The 15,900-nt window shown below is 57.2% G+C and carries 10 protein-coding genes; 8 read left to right on the plus strand and 2 right to left on the minus strand.

Annotated elements, in window-relative coordinates; genetic code table 11:
* Positions 1 to 102 precede the first annotated feature (102 nt).
* Complete coding sequence (gene araC / locus ABTW00_RS19575; RefSeq protein WP_064547381.1) at positions 103 to 948, minus strand: arabinose operon transcriptional regulator AraC; 846 nt, start codon at positions 946 to 948, stop codon at positions 103 to 105.
* A 338-nt stretch (positions 949 to 1,286) separates the two neighbouring features.
* Between araC and araB the strand changes: the two genes are divergently transcribed.
* From araB to rluA, 7 genes are all read left to right on the plus strand, one after another.
* On the plus strand, positions 1,287 to 2,993 hold the full coding sequence (araB, locus tag ABTW00_RS19580) for a ribulokinase (RefSeq protein ID WP_433637024.1): 1,707 nt from the start codon (positions 1,287 to 1,289) through the stop codon (positions 2,991 to 2,993).
* An 11-nt stretch (positions 2,994 to 3,004) separates the two neighbouring features.
* On the plus strand, positions 3,005 to 4,507 hold the full coding sequence (araA, locus tag ABTW00_RS19585; RefSeq protein ID WP_064547378.1) for an L-arabinose isomerase: 1,503 nt from the start codon (positions 3,005 to 3,007) through the stop codon (positions 4,505 to 4,507).
* Between the two features lie 88 nt (positions 4,508 to 4,595).
* Positions 4,596 to 5,291, plus strand: a complete 696-nt coding sequence (gene araD / locus ABTW00_RS19590; protein WP_064547376.1) for an L-ribulose-5-phosphate 4-epimerase — start codon at positions 4,596 to 4,598, stop codon at positions 5,289 to 5,291.
* Positions 5,292 to 5,418: 127 nt separating this feature from the next.
* Positions 5,419 to 5,916 carry a hypothetical protein gene (locus ABTW00_RS19595; protein WP_433637027.1) on the plus strand — a complete coding sequence of 166 codons (498 nt, stop codon included), beginning with the start codon at positions 5,419 to 5,421 and terminating at the stop codon, positions 5,914 to 5,916.
* Positions 5,917 to 6,344: 428 nt separating this feature from the next.
* A complete protein-coding gene (polB, locus tag ABTW00_RS19600; RefSeq protein ID WP_065356494.1) occupies positions 6,345 to 8,702 on the plus strand; it encodes a DNA polymerase II in 2,358 nt (785 codons plus the stop codon).
* 130 nt (positions 8,703 to 8,832) lie between these two features.
* Positions 8,833 to 11,739, plus strand: a complete 2,907-nt coding sequence (rapA, locus tag ABTW00_RS19605) for an RNA polymerase-associated protein RapA (RefSeq protein ID WP_433637029.1) — start codon at positions 8,833 to 8,835, stop codon at positions 11,737 to 11,739.
* Between the two features lie 11 nt (positions 11,740 to 11,750).
* Positions 11,751 to 12,410, plus strand: a complete 660-nt coding sequence (rluA, locus tag ABTW00_RS19610) for a bifunctional tRNA pseudouridine(32) synthase/23S rRNA pseudouridine(746) synthase RluA (protein WP_064547368.1) — start codon at positions 11,751 to 11,753, stop codon at positions 12,408 to 12,410.
* A 103-nt stretch (positions 12,411 to 12,513) separates the two neighbouring features.
* Here the strand turns inward: rluA and djlA are convergent, their stop codons facing one another.
* Positions 12,514 to 13,338 (minus strand): co-chaperone DjlA, encoded by an 825-nt coding sequence (gene djlA, locus ABTW00_RS19615; RefSeq protein WP_065356492.1) that lies wholly within the window; start codon positions 13,336 to 13,338, stop codon positions 12,514 to 12,516.
* Positions 13,339 to 13,521: 183 nt separating this feature from the next.
* On the opposite strand from djlA, the gene lptD reads away from it, so the two are divergent.
* Positions 13,522 to 15,888 (plus strand): LPS assembly protein LptD, encoded by a 2,367-nt coding sequence (lptD, locus tag ABTW00_RS19620; RefSeq protein WP_064547364.1) that lies wholly within the window; start codon positions 13,522 to 13,524, stop codon positions 15,886 to 15,888.
* The last annotated feature ends 12 nt before the right edge of the window (positions 15,889 to 15,900 follow it).

A 15,900-nucleotide genomic window follows, 5' to 3' on the forward strand; every position in this document is an offset into this window, starting at 1 on the left:
GGATTCTCCAGAGCCCCCTCTGCATCGTCAAGCCATCAATTGTCTAAATAGTTTACTGGCAAAGACAAAAGCCGACACACAGCATTTCCTTTTCTTTACTTTTTATTCACAGCCAGCGCGGAATTCGCTGGGGCTGGCGCCGGTACATTTTTTAAATACCCGGGAGAAATAAAGCTGGTCTTCAAAGCCGACATTGCGTCCAACGCTGGCAATCGGCATGCGCGTTGTGCTCAGCAGCAGCTTGGCCTGGCTAATGCGCTGATCTTCTCGCCAGCTCAGCACGCTAACGCCCAACTGCTGCCGGAAAAGATGCGACAGCCTTGATGGCGACAGGCAGACGTGCTGCGCCACGCTGGCAATATCAAACTGGCTATCGGCAAGGTGATCGCTGATGTACTGGCAGGCATCGCGCACGCGGTTATCCATCGGCGGATGCAGCGATTCGTTGATCGCCTCCATCCGCCGCAGCAGAAGTTGCTCAAGCAGGTTGATCGCCAGCAGTTCGGAATAGCGCCCTACACCCTGCCCGGCCTCGATAATTTTGCCGAACAGCTCGGAGATTTCGCTCTGGTGCGCTTCATCCGGGCGATAAAAACCGGTCTGTGCCACGATGGCGGGCCAGTTTAACCACTCGTGCCAGTAGGCGCGCGGACGGAAATAGACCCACTGGTGATACCACTCGCTGGCGTCTGGGTGGCGGCCATAGTGGTGAATTTCGCCCGGCGGGAACAGCAGCATATCGCCCTGGCGGCAGACAAACTGCTTACCCTGATTTTCAATCACCCCTTCTCCGCGCACCGTCAGATTCAGAATGAATCCCTTCATCCCCAGCGGCCGGTCGATAAAAAAGTCCAGGTAGCCACCGGCTTCAATCGGCGTTAGCCCCGCCACCAGGTGGGCGTTAAAGGAATAACCAGGCAGCAGGGGATCGTTTTGCATTTCAGCCATTTCTGCACGCTCTCACTGATATCTAAAGAAACCAATTATCCATATTCGGCTTTTAATCGGTACGGCAGCCGCGCTCAATGAATAACAGAACCGGTGCTGCTGTCAACCCTGTTATTTCAAGGCACTTAGAGAATAAACCCGGAAGATAAACCGGCTAACAACCACAACTGAAGTGTCTATAAAGACGACAGAAAAGTCCACATTGATTATTTGCACGGCGTCACACTTTGAGAGGATACAGCAAGATCATCCATAAGATTAGCGGTTCCAGCCTGACGTTTTTTTGCGGGGATATCTACTGTTTCACTATCACGTATTCTTTGAGATGGAGTAACACGATGGCAATCGCAATTGGCCTCGATTTTGGCAGTGACTCGGTCCGCGCCCTGGCAGTAGATTGCGCGACGGGGGAAGAAATCGCGACCAGCGTTGAGTGGTATCCGCGCTGGCAGGAAGGGCGTTTCTGCGACGCGCCGAACAACCGTTTTCGCCACCACCCACGCGACTATATTGAATCCATGGAAGCTGCCCTGAAGGGCGTGCTGGCCGAACTTTCCAGCGCACAGCGCGCGGATGTCGTCGGCATCGGCGTCGACAGCACCGGTTCCACCCCGGCGCCGATTGACGCCGACGGCAACGTGCTGGCGCTGAAAGAGGAGTTCGCCGACAACCCGAACGCCATGTTCGTGCTGTGGAAAGATCACACCGCAGTAGAAGAAGCAGAGGCCATCACCCGCCTGTGCCACCAGCCGGGCAAAGAAGATTACTCTCGCTATATTGGCGGTATTTACTCCAGCGAATGGTTCTGGGCCAAGATTCTCCACGTGACCCGCGAAGACCGTGCCGTAGCGCAAGCCGCAGCGTCGTGGATTGAACTGTGCGACTGGGTTCCGGCGCTGCTTTCCGGTACCACCCGCCCGCAGGATATCCGCCGCGGTCGCTGTAGCGCCGGGCATAAATCCCTGTGGCACGAAAGCTGGGGCGGCCTGCCGCCGGCGTCGTTCTTCGACGAACTGGATCCCATTATCAACCAGCATCTGCCCTGCCCGCTGTTTAACGAAACCTGGACCGCCGACGTGCCGGTCGGCACGCTTACCGCCGAATGGGCGGAGCGCCTGGGGCTTTCTACCCAAGTCGCCATTTCCGGCGGCGCATTCGACTGCCATATGGGCGCGGTTGGCGCAGGCGCACAGCCTAATGCGCTGGTGAAAGTTATCGGCACCTCAACCTGTGACATCCTGATTGCTGATAAACAGACCGTTGGCAGTCGTACCGTTAAGGGCATCTGCGGTCAGGTGGACGGTAGCGTAGTGCCGGACTTCATCGGTATGGAAGCGGGTCAATCCGCATTCGGCGACATCTATGCCTGGTTTGGCCGCGTGCTTGGCTGGCCGCTGGAGCAGCTTGCCGCACAGCACCCGGAATTGAAAGAACAACTCAAAGCCAGCCAGAAACAGCTGCTTCCCGCGTTGACGGAAGCCTGGGCCGCTAACCCTTCGCTCGACCATCTCCCGGTGGTGCTCGACTGGTTTAACGGCCGCCGCACCCCGAACGCGAATCAGCGCCTGAAAGGGGTCATTACTGATTTAAACCTCGCCACCGACGCCCCGGCGCTGTTTGGCGGTCTGATTGCCGCCACCGCCTTCGGCGCACGCGCCATCATGGAGTGCTTCACCGGGCAGGGAATTGCGGTTAACAACGTCATGGCGCTGGGCGGCATCGCGCGTAAAAACCGCGTCATCATGCAGGCCTGCTGCGACGTACTGAACCGTCCGCTGCAAATTGTCGCCTCCGATCAGTGCTGCGCGCTGGGCGCCGCTATCTTCGCCGCGGTGGCCGCCGGCGTTTATGCCGATATCCCGACTGCGCAGGGCAAAATGGCCAGCCGAGTGGAACACACCTTACAGCCGCGCCCGGCGCAGGCTGCACGCTTTGAAGAACTCTATCAGCGCTACCAGCAATGGGCCGAAAGCGCCGAACACCATTATCTCCCTGCTGCTTCGTCGGAAAAAACCGCCGCTACCCGCGCAGCCCTGACTCATTAAAGGATACGAACATGACCGTTTTTGATAATTATGAAGTGTGGTTTGTCATTGGTAGCCAGCACCTGTATGGGCCGGAAACGCTGCGTCAGGTGACGCAAAACGCGGAGCACGTGGTTAATGCCTTAAACGCCGAAGGGAAACTGCCGTGCAAGCTGGTGCTGAAGCCGCTGGGTACCCGCCCGGATGAAATCACCGCCATCTGCCGCGACGCGAACTACGACCAGAAATGTGCCGGTCTGGTCGTCTGGCTGCACACCTTCTCTCCGGCGAAGATGTGGATCAACGGCCTCGCCATCCTCAATAAACCGCTGCTGCAGTTCCATACCCAGTTCAACGCGGCGCTGCCGTGGGACAGCATCGATATGGACTTTATGAACCTGAACCAGACCGCGCACGGTGGCCGCGAGTTCGGTTTCATCGGCGCGCGCATGCGTCAGCAGCACAGCGTGGTCACCGGCCACTGGCAGGACAAACATGCGCAGGAGCGCATTGGCGCCTGGATGCGTCAGGCGGTCTCTAAGATTGATACCCGTCAGCTAAAAGTTTGCCGCTTTGGCGACAACATGCGTGAAGTGGCCGTCACCGACGGCGATAAAGTCGCAGCGCAGATCAAGTTCGGCTTCTCCGTGAACACGTGGGCGGTAGGCGACCTGGTGCAGGTCGTCAACGCGGTTACCGACGGTGAAATCAGCGCGCTGATTGACGAATACGAAAGCAGCTACCGCTTTACTCCAGCCACCCAGATTCACGGCGACAAGCGCCAGAACGTGCTGGACGCGGCGCGTATCGAACTGGGTATGAAGCGCTTCCTCGAGGAAGGCGGCTTCCACGCCTTCACCACCACCTTTGAAGATTTGCACGGCCTGAAACAGCTTCCGGGCCTCGCCGTGCAGCGCCTGATGCAGCAAGGCTACGGCTTTGCGGGCGAAGGCGACTGGAAAACCGCCGCCCTGCTTCGCATTATGAAAGTGATGTCGACCGGTCTACAGGGCGGCACCTCCTTTATGGAAGACTACACCTACCACTTCAACGGTGGTAACGACCTGGTGCTCGGCTCACACATGCTGGAAGTGTGCCCGTCTATCGCGGTAGAAGAGAAACCTCTGCTCGACGTACAACACCTCGGCATCGGCGGTAAGGCCGATCCGGCCCGTCTGATTTTCAACACCCAGACCGGCCCGGCGATCGTTGCCAGCATGATCGATCTTGGCGATCGCTATCGCCTGCTGGTTAACACCATCGAAACCGTGAAAACCCCGCACGACCTGCCGAAACTGCCGGTGGCGAACGCGCTGTGGAAAGCGCATCCGAGCCTCGAAACCGCGTCTGAAGCGTGGATCGTTGCGGGCGGTGCGCACCACACCGTGTTCAGCCATGCGCTGACGCTGGACGATATGCGCCAGTTTGCTGAACTGCATGACATCGAAATTGCGGTGATCGACAACGACACTCGCATGCCGGCCTTTAAAGACGCGCTGCGCTGGAACGAAGTGTATTACGGGTCCAAACGTTAAGCCGCTTTCCCCTCCCCCTAAGGGGTGAGGGGAAATCCAGCATCGTAGGCCGGATAAGCGAAGCGCCGTCCGGCATTCAGGAGTTAACATGCTAGAAGATCTTAAACGTCAGGTACTCGAAGCCAACCTGGCCCTGCCCAAACACAATCTGGTCACCCTGACCTGGGGCAACGTCAGCGCCGTCGACCGCGAGCGCGGCGTGCTGGTAATTAAGCCGTCCGGCGTCGATTACAGCGTGATGACCGCCGAAGATATGGTGGTGGTCAGCCTGGAAACCGGAGAAGTGGTGGAAGGGAATAAAAAGCCTTCTTCCGATACACCGACTCATCGCCTGCTGTATCAGGCGTTTCCGACCCTCGGCGGTATCGTGCACACTCATTCGCGCCACGCGACCATCTGGGCGCAGGCCGGGCAGCCCATTCCCGCCACCGGCACCACCCACGCCGACTATTTTTACGGCCCGGTGCCCTGCACGCGCCTGATGACCGATGAGGAAATCAACGGCGACTACGAATGGGAAACCGGCGCGGTAATCGTCGAAACCTTCCGTCAGAACGGTATCGACCCGGCGCAGATGCCCGGCGTGCTGGTCCACTCCCACGGCCCGTTCGCGTGGGGCAAAAACGCCGAAGATGCGGTACATAACGCCATCGTACTGGAAGAGATTGCCTATATGGGCATCTTCTGCCGCCAGCTGGCGCCGCAGTTACCGGAGATGCAGCAGACGCTGCTGGATAAACACTACCTGCGTAAGCACGGCGCGAAAGCGTATTACGGGCAGTAATGTTATCTCCACGCCGAGAAAAGTGCCGGATACGGCGCTTTTCAGGGTGAAATTTAATTTTGGATTATTCACTTCCCCTTTTAATGTTAATATCTTAATACAACAGGATGTTTTGGCAGGGGCAGTGATGCAACGAGTATATTTCATCGATAAGAAACTTATCACACGTATTTTGATTAAAAATAACATACTTGATATTTATCATGCGTCATCATTCATTATCCCTGTGATTATTATTTTCTTCGTGGCCGGTCTGGCATTCGCTATAAGCACAGCACTGTGGTTAATCATCGTCTCTCTGAGTCTAAACGTCATGATTGTCGCAGCAACCTATCTGTATTCCCTTTGGGTAAAGACAACAATACCGGAGAAGATCGTTCTGACGCCGCATGATATAACTATTGATAATAAAACCTGGCGTTTAGATCAAATAAAAAAGATAAAACTTACCCCCAACATTTATCCAATAAATAAAAAGTGTTTCTTAACCATTATCGACCACCGCGGACAGCGCTACCGCTATTTTTTAGGATACGGGTATGGCTCCCGTCATGTAATATTTAAAGAGTATGAAGTCTTTTGCCAGGATATGGCCTTTCTTGTGTCTTCCCTTCCTTCAGCATAATAAAATAACATTTTTAGCAAACAGCGCCGGGTCCATCACCGTACCCCGCCATATTATGACCCCCGCCGATCGTCACGACTTTCGCACCAGGCGATCAAATAGCAGAAGACAATCGGTTCGCAAGATTATGATATTTCCCTGGGAACGAACGATGGAGGATCTGCATTTCCTAAGACGCTTGCGGAGAAAAACATCCCTCCCGGCGGCACACCTGTGATGCCATTGAAATCGCCAGCACCTTTTCTGCGTTGCGTAGACTGGAAAACATTGCGGCGCTAACCGCGCGCTTTTTCAGCCTTGATGTCGGCCTTCCCTTTAAGCCTAAATGTATTCATCGTTTCAATGAGTAAACCGCTGTATAAAAAATCAGTAGGCCGCGGTAAACCAGGCTATAATCAAGCCTGGTTTTTTTATCGATGAGAGCACGCGTGACGCAGCCACAACAAGGTTTCCTGTTAACCCGTCACTGGCGGGATACCCCGCAAGGCACAGAGCTAACGTTCTGGCTAGCGACTGACAGCGGCCCGCTACGGGTCACCCTGCCGCCGCAGGAGTCCGTCGCATTTATCCCTGAATCTCAGCGTGCGCAGGTCGAACGCCTGCTGCACGGCGAAAACGGGGTGCGTCTGGCGCCGCTCGCCCTCAGAGATTTCCACCGCCAGCCGGTTTTCGGCCTGTACTTCCGCGCCCATCGTCAGCTGATGCGGCTGGAAAAAGTGCTGCGCGAGAACGGCATCACCGTCTACGAAGCCGATATCCGCCCGCCGGAACGTTACCTGATGGAGCGCTTTATTACCGCACCGGTGTGGGTCGAGGGGACGCCGCGCGGCAACGCGCTGGTGAACGCCCGCATGAAGCCCAACCCGGATTATCGTCCACCGCTAAAGTGGGTCTCGCTGGATATCGAAACCAGCCGCCACGGCGAACTGTACTGCATCGGGCTGGAGGGCTGCGGGCAACGCACCGTCTATATGCTCGGCAGCCCGCCGGAACAGCCGCCAGCAATTGATTTTCACCTTGAATACGTCGCCAGCCGCCCGCTGCTGCTGGAAAAGCTCAACGCCTGGTTTGCGCGACACGATCCGGACGTACTGATTGGCTGGAACGTGGTGCAGTTCGACCTCCGCGTGCTGCAAAAAAGCGCCGAGCGCTATAAGGTGCCGCTGCTGCTTGGCCGCGGCGGCAGCGAGCTGGAGTGGCGCGAGCACGGCTTTAAGAACGGCGTGTTCTTCGCACAAGCCACAGGACGGCTGATTATCGACGGCATTGAGGCGCTGAAATCCGCCTTCTGGAACTTTACTTCGTTTTCGCTGGAAAACGTCGCCCGCGAGCTGCTGGGTGAAGGCAAGGCGATAGATAACCCGTGGGATCGGATGGACGAAATTGACCGCCGTTTCGCCGAAGATAAGCCCGCGCTGGCGACCTATAACCTCAAAGACTGCGAGCTGGTTACACAGATCTTCCACAAGACCGAGATCATGCCGTTCCTGCTCGAACGCGCCACGGTCAACGGGCTGGCGGTCGACCGGCACGGCGGTTCGGTGGCGGCCTTCAGCCACCTCTATTTTCCGCGCATGCATCGCCTCGGCTACGTCGCGCCAAACCTGGGTGAGGTGCCGCCGCAGGCCAGCCCCGGCGGCTACGTCATGGACTCCCGACCCGGCCTGTATGATTCCGTACTGGTTCTCGATTACAAAAGCCTGTACCCGTCGATCATCCGCTCGTTCCTGATAGACCCGGTTGGGCTGATTGAAGGCATGGCGCATCCGGACGCCGCACACAGCACCGAAGGCTTCCTCGACGCCTGGTTTTCGCGCGATAAGCACTGCCTGCCGGGGATCGTCAGCCAGATCTGGCACGCCCGCGATGAAGCCAAGCAGCATAAAAACAAGCCGCTATCACAGGCGCTAAAGATCATCATGAACGCCTTCTATGGCGTGCTGGGCACCAGCGCCTGCCGCTTTTTCGATCCGCGGCTGGCGTCATCGATCACCATGCGCGGCCACGCGATCATGCGCCAGACCCGGGCGCTGATTGAGTCTCAAGGCTATGACGTGATTTACGGCGATACCGACTCCACCTTCGTCTGGCTCAAACGCGCCCACGGCGAGGAAGAAGCGGCGAAAATTGGCCGCTCGCTGGTGAATTTTGTGAACCAGTGGTGGACAGATGAGCTGCAAAAAAGCGGGCTAACCAGCGCGCTGGAACTGGAGTTTGAAACCCACTTCTGCCGTTTCCTGATGCCAACCATTCGTGGTGCCGATACGGGCAGTAAAAAACGCTATGCGGGGATGATTCAGGACGGTGACGAGCAGCGGATGCTGTACAAAGGGCTGGAGACCGTGCGTACCGACTGGACGCCGCTGGCGCAGCAGTTCCAGCAGGCGCTGTATCTGCGCATCTTCCGCAACGAACCGTACAGGGATTTTATCCTCGAAACCATTGATAAGCTGATGAACGGCGAGCTGGACGAACAGTTAGTCTACCGCAAGCAGCTGCGTCGCCCGCTGGCAGACTATCAGCGCAACGTGCCGCCGCACGTCCGCGCCGCGCGCCTGGCCGATGAACAGAACGTGCGGTTAGGGCGTCCTCAGCAGTACCAGCAGCGCGGCAGCATCCGCTACGTCTGGACCACCAACGGCCCGGAGCCGCTGGCGTATCAGCAGTCGCCGCTCGACTACGATCACTATCTCACCAGGCAATTAGCCCCCGTCGCCGAAGGAATTCTCCCCTTTGTTGACGACGATTTTGCTACAATAGTGACGGGGCAACTGGGGTTGTTTTGACAGGTGACTAACGTCCCGCCATCCAGTACCATAGCGCCCTTTCCATTCCTGGACCAAATTCACTCGCCGCCTCCTCTCAGGTGGTGGCTGAATATTGCCTGCAATTTATTAAAGATAGAGCCGAACATATATGCCTTTTACACTTGGTCAACGCTGGATCAGCGATACAGAAAGCGAACTGGGACTTGGTACTGTTGTTGCAATGGATGCACGCACCGTCACCCTACTCTTTCCTGCAACCGGAGAGAACCGTCTGTACGCCCGTAGTGACTCCCCCGTGACCCGCGTAATGTTCAATCCCGGCGACACGATCACCAGCCATGAAGGCTGGCAGTTGCTCGTTGATGAAGTTAAAGAAGAAAATGGCCTGCTGGCATATATCGGCACCCGTCTGGATACCGAAGAAGCCAACGTGATGATGCGCGAAGTGCTGCTCGACAGCAAACTGGTGTTCAGCAAGCCTCAGGACCGTCTCTTCGCCGGGCAGATCGACCGTATGGACCGATTTGCACTGCGCTACCGCGCGCGTAAATACCAGAGCGAGCAGTACCGCATGCCGTGGAGCGGCCTGTGCGGCCAGCGCACCAGCCTGATCCCGCACCAGCTCAACATCGCCCATGACGTGGGCCGTCGCCACGCGCCGCGCGTACTGCTGGCAGACGAAGTCGGTTTAGGGAAAACCATTGAAGCCGGGATGATCCTGCACCAGCAGTTGCTCTCCGGCGCCGCACAGCGTGTGCTGATCATCGTTCCGGAAACCCTGCAGCACCAGTGGCTGGTCGAAATGCTGCGCCGCTTCAACCTGCGCTTTGCGCTGTTCGATGACGAACGCTATGCCGAAGCCCAGCACGATGCCTACAATCCGTTTGAAACCGAGCAGTTGGTGATCTGCTCGCTGGACTTCGTGCGCCGCAACAAGCAGCGCCTGGAGCATCTTTGCGACGCCGAATGGGATCTGATGGTCGTCGACGAAGCGCACCACCTGGTCTGGAGCGAAGATGCGCCAAGCCGCGAATATCTGGCGATTGAAGAGCTGGCCGAGCGTGTACCGGGCGTCCTGCTGCTGACCGCAACGCCGGAACAGCTGGGGATGGAAAGCCACTTCGCCCGCCTGCGCCTGCTGGACCCGAACCGCTTCCACGATTTCGAGCAGTTCGTTGAAGAACAGAAAAACTACCGCCCGGTAGCCGATGCTGTCGCCCTGCTGCTGGCAGGCAACAAGCTCAGCAACGACGAGCTGAACATGCTGGGCGAGCTGATTGGCGAGCAGGATATCGAAGCCCTGCTGCAAACCGCCAACAGCGATCGCGACGGTGCAGAAGCGGCTCGTCAGGAACTTATCAGCATGCTGATGGACCGCCACGGCACCAGCCGCGTGCTGTTCCGTAACACCCGTAACGGCGTGAAGGGATTCCCGAAACGCGAGCTGCACACCATCAAACTGCCGCTGCCGGCGCAGTACCAGACGGCCATTAAAGTTTCCGGCATTATGGGCGCCCGCAAAAGCGCCGAAGAGCGTGCACGTGACATGCTCTATCCTGAACAGATTTATCAGGAATTTGAAGGCGATACCGGCACCTGGTGGAACTTCGACCCGCGCGTTGAATGGCTGATGGGCTACCTGACCAGCCACCGTTCCCAGAAGGTCCTGGTTATCTGCGCCAAAGCGGCCACCGCGCTGCAGCTTGAGCAGGTGCTGCGTGAGCGCGAAGGTATCCGCGCCGCCGTGTTCCACGAAGGTATGTCGATTATTGAACGCGACCGCGCCGCCGCCTGGTTTAGCGAAGAAGACAGCGGCGCACAGGTACTGCTGTGCTCGGAAATCGGTTCTGAAGGCCGTAACTTCCAGTTCGCCAGCAACCTGGTGATGTTCGACCTGCCGTTCAACCCGGACCTGCTGGAACAACGTATTGGCCGTCTGGACCGTATCGGCCAGGCGCACGACATTCAGATCCACGTGCCGTATCTTGAGAAAACCGCGCAGTCCGTGCTGGTGCGTTGGTACCACGAAGGTCTGGATGCGTTCGAGCACACCTGCCCGACCGGTCGTACCATCTATGACAGCGTGCACGACCAACTCATCACCTACCTTGCCGCCCCGGAAACCACCGACGGCTTCGACGAGCTGATTAAAGCTAGTCGTGAGCAGCACGATGCGCTGAAAGCGCAGCTCGAACAGGGCCGCGACCGTCTGCTGGAGATTCACTCCAACGGCGGCGAGAAAGCGCAGAAGCTGGCGGAAAGCATAGAAGAACAGGACGACGATACTAACCTTATCGCCTTCGCGATGAACCTGTTCGATATTGTCGGCATTAACCAGGACGATCGCGGTGAAAACCTGATCGTGCTGACACCGTCCGATCACATGCTGGTTCCGGACTTCCCGGGGCTGCCGGAAGACGGTTGTACGGTCACCTTCGAGCGCGATATCGCGCTGTCGCGTGAAGATGCACAGTTCCTGACCTGGGAACACCCGCTGATTCACAACGGTCTGGATCTGATCCTCTCCGGCGACACGGGTAGCAGCACCCTTTCACTGCTCAAAAACAAGGCGTTGCCTGTCGGGACGCTGCTGCTGGAGCTGATCTACGTGGTGGAAGCCCAGGCGCCGAAGCAGCTACAGCTCAACCGCTTCCTGCCGCCGACACCGGTGCGTATGCTGCTCGATAAAAACGGTACCAACCTCGCCGCACAGGTCGAGTTTGAAACCTTCAACCGTCAGCTCAGCGCGGTCAACCGTCATACCGGCAGCAAGCTGGTGAATGCGGTGCAACAGGATGTACACACCATTCTGCAAAAAGGCGAAGCGCAGATTGAGAAAGCCGCGCAGGCGCTGATTGCCGCCGCGCGTGAAGAGGCGGACGAAAAGCTCAGCGCCGAGCTGTCACGTCTGGAAGCGCTGAAGGCGGTAAACCCGAACATCCGCGACGATGAACTTTCGGCGATTGAAAGCAACCGTCAGCAGGTGCTGGAAAGCCTGTCGCAGGCGGGATGGCGTCTGGACGCGCTGCGTCTGATCGTTGTCACTCACCAGTAACCGGAGTCGTTATGGGAATGGAAAACTACCATCCGCCGCAGGACCCGTGGCTGGTTATTCTCTATCAGGATGAGCACATTATGGTGGTCAACAAGCCGAGCGGCTTGTTGTCCGTGCCGGGCCGTCTTGAGGAGCATAAAGACAGCATCATGACCCGCGTGCAGCGCGACTATCCGCAGGCGGAGTCCGTACACCGCCTCGATATGGCGACCAGCGGTGTGATCGTAGTGGCCCTGACCAAAGCCGCGGAACGGGAGCTGAAACGCCAGTTCCGCGAGCGCGAGCCGAAAAAACAATACGTGGCGCGCGTGTGGGGGCATCCGCAACCGCAGGAAGGTCTGGTGGATTTACCGCTGATTTGCGACTGGCCAAACCGGCCCAAGCAGAAGGTGTGTTATGAAACCGGCAAGGCGGCACAAACGGAATATGAAGTGCTGGAGTATGCGGCGGATAACACCGCGCGGGTGAAGCTCAAACCGATTACCGGACGCTCGCACCAGCTGCGCGTGCACATGCTGGCGCTGGGTCACCCGATTCTCGGCGACCGCTTCTACGCCCACGACGAGGCGCTGGCGATGGCGCCGCGTTTGCAGCTGCACGCCGAAACGTTGACCATCACCCACCCGCAGTTTGGTAATAGCATGACGTTTAAGGCGCCGGTCGATTTTTAAGTTACGTGCCAATTTTTGCCGGGGGCGCTTACGCTTGCCCGGCCTACATGCTTCATCGTAGGCCGGATAAGGCGTCAGCCGCCATCCGGCGATTCAACGCACCTTACTTAAACCCTTTTTGCTCTTTAATCAGCTCGTACGCTTTCTGAATTTCCTGCGCCTTCTGCTTGGCCATCTCCATCATCTCCGGCGGCAGCCCTTTCGCCACCAGCTTATCCGGGTGATGTTCGCTCATCAGCTTACGATAGGCGCGCTTGATGGTGGTCGCATCGTCGCCCGGCTTCACGCCCAGCACGTTGCAGGCATCTTCCAGCGTCGGCCCGCGTTGCGCCTGCTGCCAGCCGCCCCCCTGGCCGCCCTGAGACTGCTGATGATAGCCGCCGCCAAACTGCGCGCCGCCCTGCATCATGCGCAGGAACTGGTCAAACTGGTCGCGGGAGATGCCTAGCTCTTCGGCAATGATGTACAGCACGTCGCGCTCGTTCGGGTGCAGCGAACCGTCGGCAAACGCCGCCTGGATCTGGATCTCAAGAAACATCCGAATTAAATCGAAACGCCCGAAGCACACGCTACGGAATTGACGCATTTTTTCGCGCAGCGGGTAATTGTCCGACTTGCCGACACGAAACGCCTGCTGCGCCGCCGTACGCGACTCACCGTGCAGATTCATGCGGTCCATAAACAAACTGGCAATATGGATATCCGCTTCCGTTACACGCCCTTTCGATTTGGTCAGGTGGCCCATCACTTCAAACGTGGTGGCAAAAAACAGCGACTGACGCTGCTGTTGGTTAGCAAACCAGTTCACGCGACGGCTGCGCGCCTTATCAAACATGTGGCCCACGAGCAGCCCGAGGACAACGCCCCAGAACCCGCCACCCATCATCAGGGCAACCGCCACACCAATCACTTTTCCCCAATACTGCATATACTCCCCAAATCGTCATGCCAGCGGCTAAAATATGCATTATCATACCTGTCATTCAATGCCGTGCATAACACCTCTGGCGAGAACGGGCAGGATAAAACTAGCGTGAGAACGATGAGTACGTTAGTCTCTGACCGTTTGCATGCCGCAATGCTATAGATGACGGAACAACAAATACAACGTATGAAAAAACGTATTCCCACTCTCCTCGCGACCATGATCGCCAGCGCCTTGTACAGCCAGCAGGGAATGGCGGCCGATCTCGCCTCTCAATGTATGCTTGGCGTACCGAGCTACGATCGCCCACTGGTGAGCGGCCCGACAAACGAGCAGCCGGTAACTATTACGGCCGACCACGCCGACGGTAATTACCCGGATAACGCCTCATTTAAAGGCAACGTAGATATTAACCAGGGTAACAGCCGTCTGCAGGCTGACGAAGTTCAGCTGCATCAAAAACAGGCTGATGGTCTGACCGCGCCGGTGCGCACCGTGGATGCGCTCGGCAACGTCCACTATGACGATAATCAGGTGATTCTGAAAGGTCCAAAAGCCTGGTCAAACCTGAATACCAAAGATACTAACGTCTGGAAAGGCGACTACCAGATGGTTGGCCGTCAGGGCCGCGGCACCGCCGACGTCATGAAACAGCGTGGTGAAAACCGCTACACGATTCTGGAAAACGGCACCTTTACCTCCTGTCTGCCGGGTTCTAACACCTGGAGCGTGGTGGGTAGTGAAGTGATCCACGACCGCGAGGAGCAGGTCGCCGAGATCTGGAACGCCCGCTTCAAAATTGGTCCGGTTCCGGTGTTCTATAGCCCGTACCTGCAGCTGCCGGTCGGTGACAAGCGCCGCTCAGGCTTCCTGATCCCCAACGCCAAGTACGGCAGTTCCAACGGCTTCGAGTTCATGCTGCCGTACTACTGGAACATCGCGCCAAACATGGATGCGACGATCACCCCGCACTACATGGATAAGCGCGGCGGCGTCATGTGGGAAAATGAATTCCGCTATCTGAGCCAGGCGGGTGAAGGCCTCTTCGAGCTCGACTACCTGCCTTCGGATAGCGTCTACTCCAACGATCACCCGAACGACGATAATAGCCGCCGCTGGCTGTTCTTCTGGCGTCATGCCGGCGTGATGGATCAGGTGTGGCGCTTCAACGCCGATTACACCAAAGTCAGCGATCCGGACTACTTCAACGATTTTGACTCGAAATACGGTTCCAGTACCGATGGCTACGCCACGCAGAAGCTGAGCGTAGGCTATGCGGATCAAAACTTCGACGCCACCGTATCGAGTAAAAAGTTCCAGGTCTTTGACCGCAGCAACAGCAACTCCTACTCTGCTGAACCGCAGCTGGACGTAAACGTTTATAAAAACGATCTGGGGCCATTTGATACCCATCTTTACGCGCAGGCGGTCAAGTTCACCAACAGTAACAGCAGTTTGCCTGAGGCGACACGTGTGCACCTCGAGCCAACCATCAGCCTGCCGCTGGGCAACCGCTGGGGTAGCCTGAATACCGAAGCGAAGCTGCTGGCAACGCACTATAACCAGGATAACCTCGACAGCTACAACAGCGACGCCAGCAATGTAAACAAGCTGTCCAGCTCCGTCAGCCGCACCATGCCGCAGCTCAAAGTCGACGGTAAACTAATTTTCGAGCGCGATATGGCGCTGAACCCTGGCTATACCCAAACGCTGGAGCCGCGCGTACAGTATCTGTACGTGCCGTACCGCGATCAGAGCAAAATCAACAACTACGACTCCACGCTGCTGCAGTCCGACTACTCCGGTCTGTTCCGCGATCGGACTTACAGCGGCCTCGACCGTATCGCTTCCGCAAACCAGATCACGACCGGCGTCACATCACGCGTTTATGATGACGCCGCCGTTGAACGTTTTAACGTTTCTGTTGGTCAAATCTACTATTTCACCGAGTCTCGTACCGGTGATGACAACATTAACTGGGAGAAAGACAACAAAACGGGTTCACTGGTATGGGCAGGCGATACCTACTGGCGCATCAGCGACAAATGGGGTCTGCGCGGCGGCATTCAGTACGATACGCGTCTGAACAACATTGCCAACAGCAGCTCGGCAATTGAATACCGTCAGGACGAAGAGCGTTTGGTTCAGTTGACCTATCGCTACGCCAGCCCGGAATACATCCAGGCCACGCTGCCGACCTACTCCACCGCCGAGCAGTACCGTAACGGTATTTCGCAGGTGGGGGCAACGGCCAGCTGGCCAATCGTCGATCGCTGGTCCGTCGTCGGTGCCTACTACTTTGACACCAACACGCACAGCTCTGCAGACCAGATGCTGGGCGTGCAGTACAACTCTTGCTGCTACGCGATTCGCGTCGGCTATGAGCGTAAGCTCAACGGTTGGGACTACAACAGCGACAATACCACCGGACGTTCGAAATATGACAACTCCATCGGCTTCAGCATTGAGCTGCGTGGTCTGAGCTCTAACTACGGTCTGGGTACCCAGCAGATGCTGCGTTCCAACATCCTGCCGTACCAGAGCTCGCTGTAAAGTAACTGGTTA

This window comes from Kluyvera georgiana (assembly GCF_050990895.1).
Lineage (GTDB): Bacteria > Pseudomonadota > Gammaproteobacteria > Enterobacterales > Enterobacteriaceae > Kluyvera > Kluyvera georgiana.